We start from the raw sequence: 17,964 nt of genomic DNA, 5'->3' as shown, positions 1-17,964 counted from the left end.
CCATGGACAGCAATCCCATCCACGCCCAGGCCTTGAGCCAGGAACTCGACTGGTTCGGCCAGGTGCTGACCCAGCGCCTGGAGCACCATTTTCAGCAAAGCGGCGCCGGCTTGGCCCAGGCGCCCGAGCCCCCGCAGCTGGACCCTGCCAGCCAGTTGGCCCAGCTGATCACCCAACTGGCGCTGGGCAAGGCCGAGCGGGCCCTGCTGGCCCTGGCCCTGTGTGCCCATCTGCGGCCCGCCGCGCTGGACCTGCTCTTCATGCGCAACCAGAACCTGGACCGCGGTTTTACCGAGTTCGGTGGCCAAAAAGCCCAGGGCCATGGCGGCTTTTTGCCGACCGGCGAAACAGCGGCTTTTGTCATCGCCGGTGAGGATCTATCCGCACGCTTGGCGCTGCTGAACCTGTTCGACCCACAGCACGCCTTTTCCCGCCATAACGTGCTGCAGCTGCTGACCCCAGCGCCCGCCGAGCCACAGCTCAGCGGCGCTTTGGCGCTCAGCGCCGAGACCCTGCAACTGCTTTGCACCGGCCACAAGGACAAGCCAGACTTCAACGCCCAGTTTCCCGCCAAGCTCATCACCAGCCCGCTGACTTGGGATGATTTGGTGCTGGCCCCCGAGGTGATGGACGAAGTCTTGCAGCTGACGGCCTGGATGAATTGGGGTAGCAGCCTGATGCAGGACTGGGGCCTAGCGCGCAGCCTCAAGCCCGGCTACCGCGCACTGTTCTACGGCCCGCCTGGCACCGGCAAAACACTGACCGCCACCTTGATCGGGCAGAAGTGCGCGGCGGATGTTTACCGGATAGATCTGTCCATGGTGGTGTCCAAATTCATCGGTGAAACGGAAAAAAACTTGGCCCGCGTGTTCGACCAAGCCGAGAACCGCAACTGGATTCTGTTCTTCGATGAGGCCGATGCCTTGTTCGGCAAGCGCAGCGCCGCCAACACCGCCAACGAGCACCATGCCAACCAGGAGATTGCCTATCTCTTGCAACGCATCGAGGACTTCCCCGGCATCGTCATACTGGCAAGTAATTTGCGCGGCAATCTGGACGAAGCCTTCTCGCGCCGCTTCCAAAGCATGGTGTACTTCCCCCTGCCCGATGCGCCGCAGCGCCTGCGCCTGTGGCGCAATATGCTGGCGGCGGACTACCTCAGCCCGGAGTTGGATCTGAAACAGGTGGCGCAGCAGTACGAGATCTCGGGCGGGGCAATTGCCAATGTGATTCGCCATGCCGCCTTGAGCGCTAGGCGCCAACAACGCAACAAGATCTTGCCGGCTGAATTGCGCGCCAGCTTGGCCAAAGAACTGCGCAAGGAAGGCAAGACCTTATGAACCACCGGCTGCCTCGACCCGTGGCCGCCCTGCTGGGCTTGGCGCTGGGATTGCTTGGACTGCCTTTGGTGCCCGCTTCCACGCCAGTGCCTGCGCCAGTGTCCTCGCCAGCATCCACAGCGACATCCGCGCCGGCAGCAGCCGCCACGGCCTCGTCTGCCGTGGCATCGACCAGCACTAAGCCGGCAAGCCTTGCATCCACATTGCCAGCCTGCAGCAGCGACGCCTCAGCCTCCGCTTCAAGCACGGCCAAGCCTGCCACAGCCAACTGCCTGCCCAACCCCACCTTCAATTTAGACATCAGCACGGCACGCCTGCCCTCGGCCCTGGTGGGGCGCCAGTATCTGCACCAAATCCTGGCCCTGGGCGGACAAGCACCGCTGAGCTTTGCCCTCGCCCAAGGGCAGTTGCCGCTAGGCCTGAGCCTGAGCGAGACCGGCGCCATCTTCGGCAAGCCCAGCCAGCCCGAAACCCAGGCCTTTGAGGTCAGGCTCAGCGACGCTGATGGGCGCAGCGTGACCCAAGCCTACACACTCAAGGTCAGTGGCGCACCTGGCGCCAGCAAGCCCACGGCAGCGGCAAGCAGCGCGTCCGCGCCCAAGCCAGCACCGCCGCTGAAAACGCTCAGCGCGGCGGACGCCCAAGGCCTGACGCCGGAGCCGCCGCGCACTGCCATCACCACCTACCAACTGCCCGCCAATTTTGTCGAGCAGCTGAAGGCGGCCGCCGAAGCTGCTCAAGCGGCGGAGGCCGCGGCTGCAGCCGAAGCGGCGCAGCAAGCCGCCCAGCAAGGGACTGAGCCCCTACCCAGTAGCGAGCCCAGCGTTTCCGCAGCATCAACAGCAGGCAATGCGGCCACCGCGCGCCCCGCAGCCGGTGCGGCAAGCGCAAACCCCTCCTCCTCCACCGCAGCCACCGCCGCCGCAGAGGACATGCCTGTGCTGCCCGCCGCGCAGCTCAAGCAAATCGAGAAAATCCTGCAACCGCTCCTGGGCGTCGAATACCCGACTCGCCATCTCTTCGAGGCCGCGCTGGACGCGCAGCTATGCCAATTCAGCCGGGCCTTGCTGAACAGCAGCGCCGCCAAAGAAGGCAAAACGCCCCCCAGCGACAGCGAATTCGCCCGCGCCTGCCCGCCCGACTGGGCCGCACTGGCGCGCAAGCCCCCAGCACCGGCCCAGGCCAGCAAGCCACTGGCCTGGCAAGACCTGGCCCCCAGCATCTTGCCGCCGGACTTGCGGCGCACCGTGATCAACTTGGCGGCGGCCAAGCCCGCACACCCGGTCGGCATTCAAACACCCATCGTGCTGGACGGCGCCGACTGCGCCTGCCTGCGCGATGACCTGACCCAGCCGATCATCGCCTTCTACCCCGCCTGGCTGGCGCCCGCACCGGATGCGAACAAGCTCGACTTCAGCATGATCAACCGCATCAACTTCTTCGCCCTGGGCTTCGCCGGCGAAAGCCTGGCCGATGCCCGGCCGCAAGACTGGCCGGAATCACACACCCAGTTCATTCGTGAGGCCCGGCGCCACGGCAGCAAGATTGACTTCACCATCTACCGCAATGACTGGCAATTTCTGGCCACCGAGCCCGCCGGAGAGCGCGCGGCGTTGACGCAAAGGATGCTCGACCAAATCCCGCCGCAAGCGCGTGCCTTGATCGACAGCTCGCTGCAAGACCTCGCCTCCCGCGCCAAGGCCGCCATGCCCGGTTTTGGCGAGGTACAGACCTTAGGCGACGGCATCACCCTATTCTTTGATGAAGCGCCCGCCGGAAATGATCCCTTGCGCCCGCGCTTCGAGGACTTCTTCCACCGCTTCGTACTGGCCATGGCGTCGGAACTCAAAAAGGGCGGCCGGCCCTATGCGCTCAACATCGTCGTACCGGATCATCTTTTAGGCGTCACTGGCAGTTATGACATCGCCCGCCTGTTCGACTTCATCAAGGCGGTGGAAGAGCCGCGCATGCAAGAAGACCGCATCGCCGAATCGAAAACTCCCAGCGGCTACGAGCCCGGCAGCCAGGTCACGCTGCGCTTCATCGTGCTGCTCTCAGAACCCAGCAAGCTGAACAAAAAAACCTTGCGCGCCCTGATCGAGAACGCGCCCGAATTGCATGGCAATAACCGCCGCATCTTTCTGCGCAAAATCGTTCCCCTGCTGTCGCTGCCACAAGCCAATGAGCAGCAACTCGACGATGACCTGATTTACGCCGAAGACAATTTCGGCGGCATCGCCTTTTGGCCCTTGCCGCTGGCAGGCGAGTACTGGTCACCCGCGGCGGCCAAGAGCTTGCTGGCGGTGTTCAGCAGCCAAGCCGGCAATAGCCTGGACAGCGCCATCTGCAGCTTCGTCTGCATCCAGCGCTGGTGGGTGCGCCTGGCCTTTGAGTTGCTATTGCTCATCGGCCTGCTGAGCGTACTGCTCTTGCAACTCAGCTGCGAACTACGCGCCAAATACGGGCGTTACGCCTTGCTAGGGGGTGTCCCCACGCTGATCGTCGGCGCCATGCTGCTGCACTGCGACCCGGCCCTGGCCCGCGTCCGTGAGGGCAGCGGGCAGACCATTGTCATGCTGGGCCTGCTCTTGGCGCTGGCCTTGTGGACCCTGTTCAAGCCCAAGGTGAAGCCGCCATGAAGCAAAGACAAAACGCCCCAGCCAGCCACGCCGAGCGAGAGCCCTTGCAAGCCGCAGCCTTGAGCAGCGCTGCCTCGGTGCAAAGCGACAGTTTTGGCGCCAGCACAGAGGCCAACATCAGCCCCCGCCAGCTGGCTCAAGGCGCATTGATGACGCAGCTGATGCGCAGCGTCGCCCCACCTGCGGCGCCACAAACCGGCCCCGCAGGCGCCGGCGTGGTGCAGCGCAAAGGGCGCGTTGATCTGAGCAAGATTGAAGATGAAGACAAGCGCAAACGCATTGCCGAGCAAATTCGAGTCGCTCGGGAACTGCGAATCTCAGAAAAGCAGACGACGCGAATGAACTGGCTACCGAGCCGAGTGACCACTGGGCTCAGCGAGGACCAAATAAAGGCACAGGCGGATCTGTCGGACGACAGCTACAACAGCGGCATGGAGGCGGCACGAAAAAAATATGGCCAGACCCTCAAAGGGATTCGCGATGAGCATGGCCTAAACGCTGAACAGTACCTAGACGGTGAGCGCTACTACGGCGTCGAAACAAACGGCGTATTCAAACGCCCAGGCGATGATGGCAAAGAGTATGTCAAGGGACACAACGACACCTTCATGCCCCGCTACATTCGGCGCGAACTTAACCAATTCGATATTGCCAAGATTGACGGCAACAAAGATTTGCTTCCCACCGGCGCAAGCCACCATGGCGACGGCGGAAAATTCGGAGAGAAAAAGGCCACGGACCCATTGCACGGGACACCTTTCACCAAAACGGACCGCGAGTTTCTGCAACAGAGTTTCGGCGGCGGTACGAATCAAATTGCCTTCAGCCACACGGCGAGCAAACACCCGATCCTAAGTAATGCACACGACAACTTCGGAGCGCCCAAACCCGGCGAGGAGTTGCAACCACACGGAAGAATCGTGACCGACCTGTCTAAGGTCGATCAGTCTGACCGATTCGCACAATGGACATTGGCACCAGAAGACCAAGGTGGACACAAGATACGCCGGCCCGAGAGCGATTTTCCAGCCACTTGGATGGGGCGTAGGAAGAAGGTCATCCGCAGTGGTTACCGCAATATGGAGGTATTGACCTCAACCGTTCCCAGCAATTCAATCGTTGCGCGCGAGAACACTTGGGAGACCGGCAACCCCTTGTTAGGCGGGGTTTCCAATGCAGGTCAATGGTTCAGCGGCGTCAAGAAGGACAAGGAAAAGAAAGTCATTTGATCTATTCAGTTCGGGGAGTAGGAAGATGAAAACTCGCATTACCCAGCCAGCACGGCACAGCCATGACGAGGTCCACACTGCACGCGGCCCGGCGCTGGCCAGCCAGACCGCCGATGACAGTTCACGGCAGACTCTCCAACGCGAGCAAATTGCGCAGCTCAAGGGAGTTGGAGCCCCAGGCGCTCGCAACGCACTGCCTGCCGCTCTGGCCAAGGGCATCGCACAGCTAAGCGGAGTTGATCTGGCTGGTGTCAATGTGCACCGCAACTCCGCGAAACCGGCACAACTCAATGCCCTGGCCTATGCCCAGGGACAAGACATTCACCTGGGGCCCGGCCAAGAGCAGCATTTGCCTCATGAGGCCTGGCACTTGGTGCAGCAAGCACAAGGCCGGGTGAGCTCAACCCGGCAGCTCAAGGGCACCAACATCAACGACGATGAGGCGCTTGAGCGCGAAGCCGATCAAATGGGCGAACGCGCCCTGCAACAAGTCAACGGCGCCCACGAAAGCGGCTGCGCTTGCGGCAGCTGCCTAAGCCCGAATTTCAGCGCATTGGCGTCCGCCCCGCCCCAGCAGGAAGCGGTGCAGCTGATGTGCGACCGGGGGCATGCTTTCCACAACAACGGACCTTGCCCGGATGGCGACGTTTTGGATCGCACCCAAGAACGAGGCGTCAAGCTGGGCAACAAGCACAAGGCAAGTTCAAAAAAGAGTGGCGTCAGCAAATCCACGGCAAAGGTTCAAGAGCGCATCGAACGCCATATCAACGCGGCCGTGCAGGGGAATTCGTCAAAGGCGACCTATGGTGGTCGTGAAGGTCAAAACCTACTTTGGGAGGTAGCGCGAGCGACCCAAGCCAAGCAAGCACTGCGAGGCTCCAGGCGCGTACTCCAGCATCCCGGAGGTGGCGGCGAGGATGATCCCCTGGATCTCTTTGAAGACGGCCGAGGAAACCACTCCGATACCGACTCGGAGTCCGACTCGGAGTAGGCCTCAGGCCTCTGGCGCTTATGCCTTAAGCGTCTTCACCGGCTCAGCCAACGCATCCAAGCTCTGCCCCTGCTCCGCCAGCAACTTCTCCAGCGCCGGCAGCAAAGGACCCAGCTTTTCTTCCAGCGCATCCCGCACCGTGTCCACAAAGACCTGGGTCTGGCGTTCGATCTCGATATTGAGCGCTGCGCCCTCGGCCTTCTCGCCGAAGGTGGTGGCGCGCAAGGTTTCGGGGATGAGCCAGACTTCGAACCAGCCGGCCTTGCGGTCGGACTCGGCCACCGTCAGGCTGGCGCCGTTGATGGCGATATAGCCCTTGCTGAAGATGTAGCGCATCCAGGGTGCGGGCACTTGAATGCGCAGCACATGGTTGTTCTCAGGGCGGCGGATGCTGGCCAGCGTGGCCATGAAGTCCACATGGCCGGACAAGGGGTGGCCACCGATTTCGGCGCCGTCGCGGGCTGCGCGCTCCACATTGATGCGGCTACCGAGTTGCAAGCCGGCCAAGGTGGTAAGGGCCAGGCTTTGCTGCATCACGTCGAACTCGGCCTGGTTGGCATCCACCAGGCGGGTGACCGTCAGGCAAACGCCGTCGCAGGCCACGCTGGCGCCGATTTCCAGCCCCTCGCAGAATCCCGGCGCGAAGGCCAGGGTGAAGCTGCGCAGACCGGGTCGGTCAGTGAGGGCCGCGACCTGCGCGATGCCTTGAACAATGCCTGTGAACATGGGAAGAACGATGCCAGAACGAAAACAAGGCGCTGAGCTTACCAGCTGACCTCACGCTCGGGCGTGGCGCCGATCTTGTGGATGGACAGGTCGGCGCCGTCAAACTCTTCTTCCTGGCTCAGGCGAATGCCGACGAAGCGCTTCAAAGCCCCGTAAACTAGCAAGCCGCCGAGCGCGGCCCACACCACCCCCATCAAGGTGCCGATCAACTGCGCCATCAGGCTGACGCCGCCAATGCCGCCCGCCCAGCTGCTGCCGAAGATGCCGCAAGCAATGCCGCCCCAGGCACCGCACAAGCCATGCAGCGGCCACACGCCCAGCACATCGTCGATCTTCCAGCGGTTCTGGGTCAGAGTGAACATCTGGACAAAGATGATGCCCGCCACCGCGCCCACCACCAGGGCGCCCACCGGATGCATCAGGTCGGAACCCGCGCACACCGCCACTAGGCCGGCCAAGGGGCCGTTGTAGGCAAAGCCGGGGTCGTTACGGCCGGCCCAGGTGGCCGCCAAAGTGCCACCCACCATAGCCATCAGGCTGTTCACCGCCACCAGGCCGGAGATCTTGTCCAGAGTCTGGGCGCTCATCACATTGAAGCCGAACCAGCCCACCGCCAGCACCCAGGCGCCCAAGGCCAGGAAGGGAATGCTGCTGGGCGGATGGGCGCTGATGGCGCCGTCCTTTTTGTAGCGATTCATACGCGGGCCCAGCAGCATCACGGCCGCCAGGCCGATCCAGCCGCCCACGGCGTGCACCACCACGCTGCCGGCGAAATCGTGGAACTCCGCGCCAAAGCTGGCTTTGAGCCAGGCTTGCACGCCGAACGCCTGGTTCCAGGCCACGCTCTCGAACAAGGGGTAGATCAGGCCGACGATGACCGCGGTGGCGATCAGCTGCGGGCCGAAACGGGCGCGCTCCGCAATGCCGCCGGACACGATGGCCGGGATGGCCGCCGCGAAGGTCAGCAGGAAGAAGAACTTCACCAGCTCATAGCCGTTCTTGGCCGCCAGGCTCTCGGCGCCGGTGAAGAAATGCGTGCCGTAAGCCACCCCGTAGCCAACCAGGAAATACGCCACGGTAGAGACCGAAAAGTCCACCAAGATTTTCACCAGGGCATTGACCTGGTTCTTCTTGCGCACGGTGCCCAGCTCCAGAAAGGCGAAGCCTGCGTGCATGGCCAGCACCATGATGGCGCCGAGCAAAATAAATAGCGCATTCGCGCCTTGACTGAGGGTCTCCATGAAGCTGCGTGGCCTTTTCTCTCGTCTCGCTGTGGGGGAAAGACCCCGCGCCGGCGCAGCAAACTGGACAAGAACTGCCGCAGCAACGCACCAAGGTCGGGATCTACCGCACCGAAACAGCAAGAACGATGCCCACATTGGCGCAGCGCAGGACCGCTGCCCCTGGCGCTATTCGCACCAATATGCAGCGTTTCGCACAAAAACAGTGCCGTCACGCCTCAGAGTGGCGCAATACGACGCTCAGGCCGAGGCGGCCCGCTCAGCGGCTCAGAGGTACTGCGCGAACAATTCCGGCTTGAAGCTCAAGCTCAAACGACCATCAGGCCATTCCACAATGGGGCGCTTGATCACGCTGGGCTGGGCCAGCATCAGGGCCAAGGCACTGGCGGCGTCCACCACACCGGCCTTGTCGGCCTCATCCAGCTTGCGCCAAGTGGTGCCGGCGCGGTTGATGACCGCCTCCCAACCCAGCTCGGCCAACCAGCGCTGGGCCTGCTCGGCCGGCACGCCGGCTTTTTTGAAATCGTGAAATTCAAAGGCCTGACCATGCTCGGTCAGCCAGGTGCGCGCCCGCTTGACCGTGTCGCAGTTCGGAATACCGTAAACAATCATTGTCTTCATGCCGCCAGTTTAGGGCTGGCCCTTGCCACCGCCGGCCGCCAGCCCGCCGCCAGCCCATCGCCAACCGCTACCATGCAGGCAAGATGATTGATTGGCTTGACGACTCCACCCTGAGCTTCCCGCCCAGCAGCCGCGCGCTGGGGCCGGAATCCGACGCGCCGGGCCTGCTGGCCGCGGGTGGCGACCTCCGCCCCGCGCGCCTGCGTGCGGCCTACTCGCAAGGCATCTTCCCCTGGTACGGGCCGGGTCAGCCGCCGCTGTGGTGGGCGCCTGATCCGCGCATGGTTTTGCAGACCGCGAACTTCAAACTCTCGCGCTCGCTGCGCAAGACGCTGAGCCACTTTGTGCGCTCGGCCGAGTGTGAGATTCGCGTCGACAGCGCCCTGCCCGAGGTGCTGGCCGCCTGTGCCGAGGCGCCGCGCGAAGGCCAATCTGGCACCTGGATCCTGCCCGAGATGCAGGCCGCCTACCTGGCCTGGGCCCAGCAAGACGGCTGTGTGCACAGCATTGAAACCTGGATGGGGGGCGAATTGGTGGGAGGGCTGTACGGCGTCAACCTGGGCCGCATGTTCTTCGGCGAATCGATGTTCATGCGGCGCAGCGATGCCTCAAAAATCGCCCTGGCCGCGCTGATCTGCCTGTGCCGGTCGCATGGCATTACCTGGATCGACTGCCAGCAAAACACCCGCCACCTCGCCTCCATGGGCGCGGCCGAGGTGCCGCGCACGGCCTTCGAAGCGCATTTGGCTCAGGTCTGCCCGCAAGCTGCGCCGACGGCATGGCACTATCATCCCGCCCTGTGGACCCAGCTCGGCGGCAGCTTTGCCGATGAGTGCTAAGGTCCCAACCCCACTGACCCGCCCCGCCGTGACCTACCCCAAGGATCTCCCGCTCGCCAAACTGCAGTTTTATGCCACTGCGGCCTATACCTGCAGCTATCTGCCGGGTCGGCAAGCGCGCTCGCAAGTAGCAACGCCCAGCCATCTGATTCACGCCGACGCCTACTCAGGTTTGGTTGAGGCCGGCTTTCGGCGCAGCGGCTTGTTCACCTACCGGCCGCACTGCGATGGTTGCAAGGCCTGCGTGCCGATGCGCATCCCGGTGCAAGAGTTCCGCGCCACGCGCAGCCAGCGGCGCGCCTGGACGCAGCATCAAAACCTGCAAGCCCGGGTGCTTCGTTTGGGCTATAGCCAGGAGCATTACGAGCTCTATCTGCGTTACCAGACCGGTCGCCATTCCGGCGGCGGCATGGACAACGACAGCGTCGACCAGTACACCCAGTTCCTGCTGCAAAGCCGCATCAACTCGCGCCTGGTGGAGTTCCGCGAGCTGCAGGCCGATGGCAGCAGCACGCTCAAGATGGTGTCGATTCTGGACATCCTCAGCGACGGCTTGTCGGCCGTCTACACCTTCTACGAGCCCGACGAAAATGCCAGTTATGGCACTTACAACGTGATGTGGCAGATCCGCCAGGCCAAGGACTTGCAGCTCTCTCACCTCTACCTGGGCTATTGGATCGCCGAAAGCCCCAAGATGGCGTACAAGGCCAAGTACCGCCCGCACCAGCTGCGCCTGGATGGGCAGTGGGTTCAGCAGGACTGATTCAAGCGGAGCCGACTGGCGCCGCGTTCAGCCCCGCAGTCGATCAAAGGTATTTGAAAGCGGCGGCCGCCACCAAGGTCGGCAACAAGGCCGCCATCAGCAAGCCCAGAGGGTGCACAGTCTGGCGATCGAAATGCGGGCGCAGCACCGCAATGCCCGCCGGGTTGGGTGCGTTGGCGATGATGGTCAAGCCGCCGCCCGTCACAGCGCCGGCCACCAGCGCGTACTTGAAGCCCTCTGAAAGCCCTTCCACCAGAGAGCCCAGATAGGTCAGCGCGGCGTTGTCGGTCACCGCGGTCAAGAGCGTCGCGCCGTAGAACACGGCCTCGCTGCTCATGCTCATCAAAACCGGTTGCAACCACCATTGCTGCTGACCACCCAGCACCACCAAGCCAGCCAGGAAGAAGGCCACCAACAAGCCCTCACGCAGGATCAGCCGATCCTGATGCCGCTGATAGGCGGTGGCCACGCCGAGGAAGAACAAGAACAAGCCCATGAACACCGCCGGATGATGGGCGAACAGCACCACGCCGGCAAGAAACATCAGGTGCACCAGCACCAAGGCCTTGGGCACCGGCGGCGCATCGGTGGCCGCCGCCTCTTGCAAGGGCAAGCGCGCCAACTCCTTGCCAAATATCAGGGCCACGCCGGCGGTGTTCACCGCAATCGCCACCGCCGCCTTCCAGCCGAAGGTGGCCAGCATGAAGCTGCTGTCCCAGCCCCACTTAGCTGCCACCATCAAGACCGGTGGCGCGGCAAATGAAGTCAGCGTGCCGCCGATGGAGATGTTCACGAACAGCACACCCAGGGTGGCGTATTTCAATCGTGTTGAGATTGGCCGGGCGAAGAAGTTCTCCGCCAGCATCAAGGCGGCCAAGGTCATGGCCGCCGGCTCAGTGATGAATGAGCCAAGCAAGGGCACCAACACCAAGACCAGCACATACATGCCCACGCTGCCCGGCAGGGGCAGGTTGCGCGCGATCAGGCGCACGGCCGCCATGGCGGACTGAAGAATCGGCCGGGTGCCTGCGATCACCATGATGGCAAACACAAACATCGGCTCGGTGAAATTTCGGCTTTCGAGGTAGGTGATGGCCTGATGCTCGCCCTGCACGGCAAACATGAACAGCATCAGCACCAGGGCCCAGAAGCCGAACACCACCTCGACCTCGCCCAGCAAATGCCACAGCCCCGCATGGCGGGGGCGGCTGTGCGCGAGGTTCTCGAAAAACTTGGTGGAAAAAGTGTGAATCAGCGCGATGGCGAACACGAGGGCAGCAAACACCTCGGTGGCATGGCTGGCAATAGCGGGAGGGATCTGGAACATGCTCGCACAAAATTGGCGAGGCGGCCCGACCTTCGCTGTTCACCTGCCCAGCCGCCCATTGCGGCCAAGCACCCGGAGGCATTTTACCTGCCGCGTATCAGATCCAATTCAGAACAAGGCGCCAAGCTCCAACCCGGTCCAGCGGGTCAGGAACGCCAAGCCGCGCTGCGCAACATCCACCAGCACATGGCCCATCATCAGCGCAAAGGCAAACGCTCCCGAGCCCACCACCGCCGCTGCCAGCAAGGCCAGACCATCGCGGAACATCCAACCCAGGCTCAGCAGCACAAGGCTGATGCTGGGCAGCACATTGCCAAAAGGCACCGGCAGCAAGATCAGCAAGCCCATCAAAGCGATCCATAAGCGCCAGCCCTTGTGGGTGCGGCGATGGCTGGCCCAGTGCCAGCGCGCCTTCATCAAGCGATCCGACAAGCCATACATCCAGGCCAGGAATTTCAGGCAGCGACGTGACCACTGCGCATTCAAGCGCACCCGGCTGAGCCGCTCGGGCACGATGCGCTCATCCAGCGCCGTGCTCCAGCGCCACGCCAGGGCGAAGATCACAAAGCTCAGCAGCGTGCCCACTCCGGCCAGGGGCATCACACTCAGCACCGCCATCAGCAGCAAGAGCACGGCGGCCGAGGCCTCACCGTGCAAGCGCAGCAGATCGGGCAAGGACAGGTCGCGCACGCCGCCCAAGACTTTGGCCTCGGCAGGTGCTACTGCGTGATCGTGAAGATGCTCCTGCGCGGCGCGGCGAAAGGACTCGGCCAGTTGCTTGGACATGGGCTAACTATCTAACTAACGCTTCGCTGGGATCAGATGCCGGCCTGCTGGCGCAGCTGCTGCACGCTGGGCACACGGCCCAGCAGCACATGGGCAGCACCCGCCAAGACCAACATCACCACCAGGCCGAAGAGCCACAGCAGCCAAATCACAGGCTCCAACCAACCCATGGCCGAGCCCAGCAGCGGCAGCACATCGCGCGCGCTGTTGAGCAACCACAGCACGCCGTCCTGCGCCAATTTGACGGTGGCCGGATCAATCCACAACGCCAGGGCCGGTGGCAAAGGCATGGTGGCGGCGGCCGTTCCCAGTTGCTCCGCCTGACCCGAGGCCAGCAGGCCGGCCGCCCATTCGCTGACCGTCACGAACAAAAGGGCCGCACCGGTCCACAGCGCGGCCAGCATGGCGAAAACAATCCAAACGGCAATCTTCATCGGGTAACTTTGTGCTGCGTCTGCAGCGTTGGCAAGCGTCAAGGGTGGCGAAGCAAAGCCGAACAGGCCCGCTTCGAACAGGCTTGCAGGATAGGTTTCGGCCTGCGTCTTGGAAACCATGCCGAGGCTGAATGACGCTGCGCTTTTTACGAACAGTCCGCCGCTAAGCCCATGGCATTTGCAGCGATTGGCGCGCTCATCGCACAAAACACGCGTCGCGCAAGAGTCGCTCAAGGCGCAGGCCCGAACCTGCAGCAGCCCATATGCGGCCAGGGTATGAGCAAGTGCGAACGCATTCCTTGGACCGCGCGCAGGCCCTCCTTAAGCTGACGGCACGCAATCAGAGGAGGCTCCATGAGCATCACCGCCATCAATGTCCGCAACCAGTTTCGCGGCGTCATCAAAGAAGTCATCGAAGGGCCTGTCGTGTCCGAGGTCGATGTGCAGACGCCCAGCGGGCAGATCGTCACCTCGGTCATCACCACCCGCTCGGTGAAGGAGTTAGGCCTGATGGTGGGCCGCGAGGTGGTGGCGCTGGTGAAGTCCACCGAAGTGTCGATCGCCACTCTCTGACGTCCAAGAAGGAGCGCCCGCCATGCTGAGCAATCCCTACCGCAGCCCACGCTTATTGATCGTCCCTGGCTTGCACGACAGCGGCCACGGCCACTGGCAAACCTGGCTGCAACAGCAGTTCCGCGACTCACGCCGGGTGCAGCAGCGCGATTTCAGCCAGCCCGATCTGCAACGCTGGGCTGACCGCATCAAGACCACGCTGGACGCCGCCGGCCCCGGCGAATGGATTGCGGTGGCCCATAGCTTTGGCGCCTTGGCCCTGGTGCGCCATCTTGCAGACCATGCTGACAGCCCCATCCGCCAAGTGCTGCTGGTGGCCCCGGCCGAGCCCGACAGATTCGGCCTGGCCGAGTCCTTGCCGCATCACCGCCTGCCGGTGCCCAGCAGCCTGATTGCCAGCCAGAACGATCCCTGGATGAGCGCCGCCTCGGCCCTGCGCTGGGCTTCGCGCTGGGGTTCCAACTTCAGCAATCTCGGCGCAGTCGGGCATATCAACACCGAATCCGGCTTTGGCCCCTTCCCTCTGGCCAAGCGCTGGGTGGAGGCCGCCAAGGCCCGCGCGGCGCGCGAGCATCGACCCAGCCATGCGAACTTCAGCGAATGGTCGTTCGCGGTTTGAGGCCTCGTGGTCTCCATGCTGCAGACACCAAGAAAACTAACCCTCATTTCACCTGCACCCCAAAAAGGAAATACAAGCATGCCAAGCCTGCGCCTGGGCGACCTCGCCCCTGACTTTGAACAAGCTTCCACCGAAGGCCCGATCAGCTTCCACCAATGGCTGGGTGATAGCTGGGGCGTGTTGTTCTCGCACCCGGCCGATTTCACGCCGGTCTGCACGACAGAGTTGGGCCGCACGGCCAAGCTCAAAGACGAGTTCTCGCGCCGCAATGTGAAGGCCATCGCCCTGTCGGTGGACCCGCTGGACAAGCATCTGGCCTGGATCACCGACATCAACGACACCCAGGGCACCGAGGTGAATTTCCCTATCCTGGCCGATGCCGACCGCCGTGTCAGCGAACTCTACGACCTGATTCACCCGAATGCCTCGGCCACGCTGACCGTGCGCTCGCTCTTCATCATCGACCCGGCCAAAAAGGTTCGGCTGATCATCACCTACCCGGCGTCCACCGGCCGCAACTTCAACGAGATCCTGCGCGTCATCGACTCGCTGCAGTTGACCGAGTACCAAAGCGTGGCCACGCCGGCCGACTGGCAGGACGGCGACGATGTGGTGATCGTGCCTTCGCTGCAAGACCCGGAACTGCTCAAACAGAAGTTCCCGCAGGGATTTGAAGCCGTGCGCCCTTATCTGCGCTACACCACCCTGCCCAAACGAGCCGCTTGATCCTTGTGAGGGCGGCATTGCCGCAATTGCTCATATCGTTAGCAGAAATGCTTGGAGGACAAGCGCAGCCTCTTTCTCTAACAATGGAAAACAAATAACGACTGAGGCTGAGCGTGAATTTCCAACAATTGAGATCCGTCCGAGAAGCGCAGCGCCGCGGCTTCAACCTCACCGAAGTAGCCCTGGCGCTGCACACCTCGCAGCCGGGCGTCAGCCGCCAAATCAGGGAGCTGGAAGACGAACTGGGCATTGAGATTTTTCACCGCGCCGGCAAGCGCCTGACCGGCCTGACCGAACCGGGCCGCAATGTGCTGCCCATCGTCGAGCGCTTGCTTCACGAAGCCGACAACCTCAAGCGCGCCGGTGATGACTACGCCCAGGCCGGCAGCGGCACGCTGCGCATCGCCGCCACGCACAGCCAGGCCCGCTACGCCTTGCCGCCGGTGGTGCGCGACTTCCGCGCCGCCCATCCCGATGTCACCTTGCACCTGCAACAAGGCTCGCCGCAGCAAGTGGCGCGCCTGCTGCTGGACGGCGAGGCCGATGTGGGCATTGCCACCGAAGCACTGACCCAGTACACCGAACTGGTCGCCCTGCCCTGCTACCGCTGGACCCACAACATCATCGTCCCGCTGGGCCACCCCTTGGCAGCCGAGGCCGAGGCGCTGGCAGCCGAGGGTCAGGTCTTGAGTCTGGCCCGCTTGGCGCAGTTCCCTATCGTCACGTATGAGAGCGGCTACACCGGCCGCGCCCACATCGACGACGCTTTCAGCAAGGCCGGGCTGGAGCTCAATGTGGTGCTGGCCGCGATGGACGCCGATGTGATTAAAACCTATGTCGATCTGGGCTTGGGTGTGGGCATCGTCGCGGCCATTGCCTACGACGAGCAACGCGACCAGCATCTGAGCGCCATCGACGCACGCCATCTGTTTGCCGACAATTTGACCCGCTTGGCCGTGCGCCGCGACGCCTATTTGCGCGACTACATCTACGCCTTCATCGCCACCTTTGCCGCGCCACTGGACCGCGCCACCGTAGATCAGGCGCGCAGCGGGCACGGCGACTGAGAGTCCGGAGGCCGAGCCAGACCACGCTTAAGCGCGGCCAAAACAGCTCGCATCTTATTCGGGCACCTTGCGTTTGCATGAGTCCCGCCTGTGTTGAGCCAGCGATTAGCAAGCCAGCCGCCAGCCGCCAACGCCCTACCCAACCAGACCACATCAAGGTCAGCCGCAAGGCAGGCAAAGTGCCGTGCCAGTTTGATCACTGGCGCAGCGAAGTCGCGCTGCGCAATAACGAGGATGGCACGCAGAGCTTCATCACCATCTCGCCCGGCATCAGCGGCATCGAATTCGTGCGTGACGACAAGGCAGGCAAGCCCACGCTGATCCTGCGCGATGCGCAGCACGAATACCGCTTCGAGCAGGTGCGCAAGTCCTGAGGCCAGGCGGGTCTAGCGAGGCCAAACGGGGTCTAACGCTCAGCGGGATTCAACAAGAGCGGAAGGCCCGGGCGATCGCCTCAGCTTCCGCTGCCCTGCCTCCCCTCAGCGCTCAAGCTTGGGCGTCGCCGCTACCTTGCGCATTGAACTCGCCGCCCAGCAACTCCGGCAAGCGGGCCACGCCCATCCTGAATCCACAGGCTTGAGCGTGCCCGCCACCGCCCAGGCTCTCGGCCAGCGGGATGCAATCAAAGTTGCGCTGCGAACGCAGCCCGCATTTCACTGCTCCGCCAGCGCCGGCACTCCACATCAAAGCAAAAGTGCCGGACTTGGCCGACAACAAATCACCGACAAGGCTATGGAACATGCCCGGTGCATTGACCATCAAACCGGTGATGCCGTTGAAGGTCAGCGGCTGGGCACCCTCCGCCAGGTCGGCACACAGCTTGCGATATTTCTCGTCCATCGCCGCGCCACGCGCCATGAACGCTGCCGTCTCGTCGGGGCTGAAAGCGGCAATTTCTTGCCAGCGCTCAAACTCCTTGGCTTCCATGTCCAGCGCCGACAAATAGGCGCCGCTTTCGGGGTATTGCCAGGCCCAGATGTCGCGGTCTTCGATGAAGCGCACCAGATCAGGCAAAGGCTGCTCGGGCAGGAAGAACTCCCAGGCCAAGCGCGCGCCTGACTTGCTCATATCGAAATGCACCACACCACAGCGGCATTGGAAGCCGCTGAGCTTTTCAGCCGCGCTCTTGTGATGATCCAACATCACCAACTTGGCGGCAGCCGCATCGATGGCGCTCAGAATCTCCGCCGGAAACGAGAAGTCGAGGATGTAGACCGCACGCCCGTCGACCGGCGGCAGATCGGCCAGGCTCTGCACCTGCCCATGATCGAGCCCCAGGAACTCGGCTTGGCCGCCATAAAACAGCCAGGCGGCCAGCGCCGCAGCAAAACCGTCAGGGCAGCCTTTGCCGTGATACAGCACCAGCGGGTTTGGATCCTCAAGCGAGGGGGCAAGCAAAAGTTGCAAAGGGAGAATGGATTTCATAGGGAGCGAATTGTCCCCGCACTTTTCTACCCCGCCCGATGTCCTCTCGAAATAAGAACCTGAAGGGTGCCAGCGCTGTCCCCCGAAAAGGCGTCGCGCAAAAATGGCATTTGGCGCCATCAAATGACAAAAAAGGCCTGAGTCATTGATGACTCAGGCCTTTTTGACTTCTTAAAAATGGTGGTGGCTGCGGACCCGGGTTCAATTCCGTGCAAGTGTGGCCCTACTAGACCGCGCTTGACGCATCCGAGCCCTGCGGAAAGATGCGGAAGTCTGGACCAGTTCGGGGCGCATCCTCATTTATCCGCATGATTCCGCATCTGTTCAAGTCACCATTTCGAGTCGTCATCTTCGAAAGTGGCGCCTCTACCGGTCGCGAAGTCTCCCATGCGGACACTGCCATCGGAACTCGTTGAGCCCCCCAGGCTGGTAAATAGACTCCCATCACTGCCGACCACCGTGGGGCCAGTTCTCGTGTAGGTGGTCCCGCTTGAAGAAATGCTGACGTCGTCGCTGACTTTGTTGATGGTCTCGCCCGTTGATGAGACCCAAGTGCGATCACTGACCTTCGTCAGAACCTCACCTTGGTTCGATTCTGAAATTCCGAAAAGCCGCTTG

The 17,964-nt window shown here is 62.8% G+C and carries 18 protein-coding genes; 11 read left to right on the top strand and 7 right to left on the bottom strand.

Annotated features, from left to right (window positions below; translation table 11 throughout):
• Positions 1 to 2: 2 nt before the first annotated feature.
• Genes AT984_RS06245 through AT984_RS06230 form a run of 4 tightly spaced genes read left to right on the top strand, consistent with a single transcriptional unit; the run spans position 3 to position 6,199 of the window.
• The gene (locus AT984_RS06245) at positions 3 to 1,340 is read left to right on the top strand and encodes an ATP-binding protein (protein ID WP_058722126.1); all 1,338 of its coding nucleotides are present in this window, start codon (positions 3 to 5) and stop codon (positions 1,338 to 1,340) included.
• Positions 1,337 to 3,979, top strand: coding sequence for an Ig domain-containing protein (locus AT984_RS22855; RefSeq protein WP_156421913.1), 2,643 nt, complete (start codon positions 1,337 to 1,339; stop codon positions 3,977 to 3,979). Before AT984_RS06245 ends, AT984_RS22855 begins: the two co-directional genes overlap by 4 nt.
• Positions 3,976 to 5,208 (top strand): hypothetical protein, encoded by a 1,233-nt coding sequence (locus AT984_RS06235; protein ID WP_058719354.1) that lies wholly within the window; start codon positions 3,976 to 3,978, stop codon positions 5,206 to 5,208. The genes AT984_RS22855 and AT984_RS06235 overlap by 4 nt, the downstream gene beginning before the upstream one ends.
• Positions 5,153 to 6,199, top strand: a complete 1,047-nt coding sequence (locus AT984_RS06230; protein ID WP_082679823.1) for an eCIS core domain-containing protein — start codon at positions 5,153 to 5,155, stop codon at positions 6,197 to 6,199. The genes AT984_RS06235 and AT984_RS06230 overlap by 56 nt, the downstream gene beginning before the upstream one ends.
• Positions 6,200 to 6,217: 18 nt before the next feature.
• On the opposite strand, the gene AT984_RS06225 is transcribed toward AT984_RS06230, so the two are convergent.
• The 3 genes from AT984_RS06225 to AT984_RS06215 all read right to left on the bottom strand — a co-directional run bounded on the left by AT984_RS06225 (position 6,218) and on the right by AT984_RS06215 (position 8,778).
• Positions 6,218 to 6,925: a riboflavin synthase gene (locus AT984_RS06225; protein ID WP_058719352.1), complete on the bottom strand. Its 708-nt coding sequence runs from the start codon at positions 6,923 to 6,925 to the stop codon at positions 6,218 to 6,220.
• Positions 6,926 to 6,963: 38 nt separating this feature from the next.
• Positions 6,964 to 8,166: an ammonium transporter gene (locus tag AT984_RS06220; protein WP_058719351.1), complete on the bottom strand. Its 1,203-nt coding sequence runs from the start codon at positions 8,164 to 8,166 to the stop codon at positions 6,964 to 6,966.
• Between the two features lie 267 nt (positions 8,167 to 8,433).
• Entirely contained in the window at positions 8,434 to 8,778 is a 345-nt protein-coding gene (locus tag AT984_RS06215; RefSeq protein ID WP_082679822.1) for an ArsC family reductase, read from the bottom strand.
• Between the two features lie 92 nt (positions 8,779 to 8,870).
• Between AT984_RS06215 and aat the strand changes: the two genes are divergently transcribed.
• Positions 8,871 to 9,626: a leucyl/phenylalanyl-tRNA--protein transferase gene (aat, locus tag AT984_RS06210; RefSeq protein WP_058719349.1), complete on the top strand. Its 756-nt coding sequence runs from the start codon at positions 8,871 to 8,873 to the stop codon at positions 9,624 to 9,626.
• 28 nt (positions 9,627 to 9,654) lie between these two features.
• Complete coding sequence (locus AT984_RS06205) at positions 9,655 to 10,389, top strand: arginyltransferase (RefSeq protein WP_058719348.1); 735 nt, start codon at positions 9,655 to 9,657, stop codon at positions 10,387 to 10,389.
• A 43-nt stretch (positions 10,390 to 10,432) separates the two neighbouring features.
• Here AT984_RS06205 and AT984_RS06200 read toward each other — a convergent pair whose 3' ends face one another.
• From AT984_RS06200 to AT984_RS06190, 3 genes are all read right to left on the bottom strand, one after another.
• Positions 10,433 to 11,716 (bottom strand): putative Na+/H+ antiporter, encoded by a 1,284-nt coding sequence (locus AT984_RS06200; protein WP_058719347.1) that lies wholly within the window; start codon positions 11,714 to 11,716, stop codon positions 10,433 to 10,435.
• A gap of 108 nt (positions 11,717 to 11,824) precedes the next feature.
• Positions 11,825 to 12,502 carry an exopolysaccharide biosynthesis protein gene (locus AT984_RS06195; protein ID WP_058719346.1) on the bottom strand — a complete coding sequence of 226 codons (678 nt, stop codon included), beginning with the start codon at positions 12,500 to 12,502 and terminating at the stop codon, positions 11,825 to 11,827.
• A gap of 32 nt (positions 12,503 to 12,534) precedes the next feature.
• Positions 12,535 to 13,056, bottom strand: a complete 522-nt coding sequence (locus tag AT984_RS06190; RefSeq protein WP_058719345.1) for a hypothetical protein — start codon at positions 13,054 to 13,056, stop codon at positions 12,535 to 12,537.
• 234 nt (positions 13,057 to 13,290) lie between these two features.
• Here AT984_RS06190 and AT984_RS06185 point away from each other — a divergent pair, with 234 nt between their 5' ends.
• The 5 genes from AT984_RS06185 (at position 13,291) to AT984_RS06165 (ending at position 16,295) form a co-directional block, all read left to right on the top strand.
• Entirely contained in the window at positions 13,291 to 13,509 is a 219-nt protein-coding gene (locus AT984_RS06185; RefSeq protein ID WP_058719344.1) for a TOBE domain-containing protein, read from the top strand.
• A gap of 22 nt (positions 13,510 to 13,531) precedes the next feature.
• The gene (locus AT984_RS06180; protein WP_058719343.1) at positions 13,532 to 14,128 is read left to right on the top strand and encodes an RBBP9/YdeN family alpha/beta hydrolase; all 597 of its coding nucleotides are present in this window, start codon (positions 13,532 to 13,534) and stop codon (positions 14,126 to 14,128) included.
• Positions 14,129 to 14,206: 78 nt separating this feature from the next.
• Entirely contained in the window at positions 14,207 to 14,854 is a 648-nt protein-coding gene (locus AT984_RS06175; protein ID WP_058719342.1) for a peroxiredoxin, read from the top strand.
• 113 nt (positions 14,855 to 14,967) lie between these two features.
• Positions 14,968 to 15,921, top strand: a complete 954-nt coding sequence (locus AT984_RS06170) for a CysB family HTH-type transcriptional regulator (protein WP_058719341.1) — start codon at positions 14,968 to 14,970, stop codon at positions 15,919 to 15,921.
• Positions 15,922 to 15,998: 77 nt separating this feature from the next.
• Positions 15,999 to 16,295: a hypothetical protein gene (locus tag AT984_RS06165; RefSeq protein ID WP_058719340.1), complete on the top strand. Its 297-nt coding sequence runs from the start codon at positions 15,999 to 16,001 to the stop codon at positions 16,293 to 16,295.
• A 112-nt stretch (positions 16,296 to 16,407) separates the two neighbouring features.
• Here AT984_RS06165 and AT984_RS06160 read toward each other — a convergent pair whose 3' ends face one another.
• Positions 16,408 to 17,346: a DHH family phosphoesterase gene (locus AT984_RS06160; RefSeq protein ID WP_058719339.1), complete on the bottom strand. Its 939-nt coding sequence runs from the start codon at positions 17,344 to 17,346 to the stop codon at positions 16,408 to 16,410.
• Positions 17,347 to 17,964 lie beyond the last annotated feature (618 nt).

The organism is Paucibacter sp. KCTC 42545, assembly GCF_001477625.1.
Classification (GTDB): domain Bacteria; phylum Pseudomonadota; class Gammaproteobacteria; order Burkholderiales; family Burkholderiaceae_C; genus Paucibacter_A.
The sequence above is the reverse complement of the archived record's forward strand: the minus strand, read 5'-3'. Positions and strand labels throughout refer to the sequence as shown.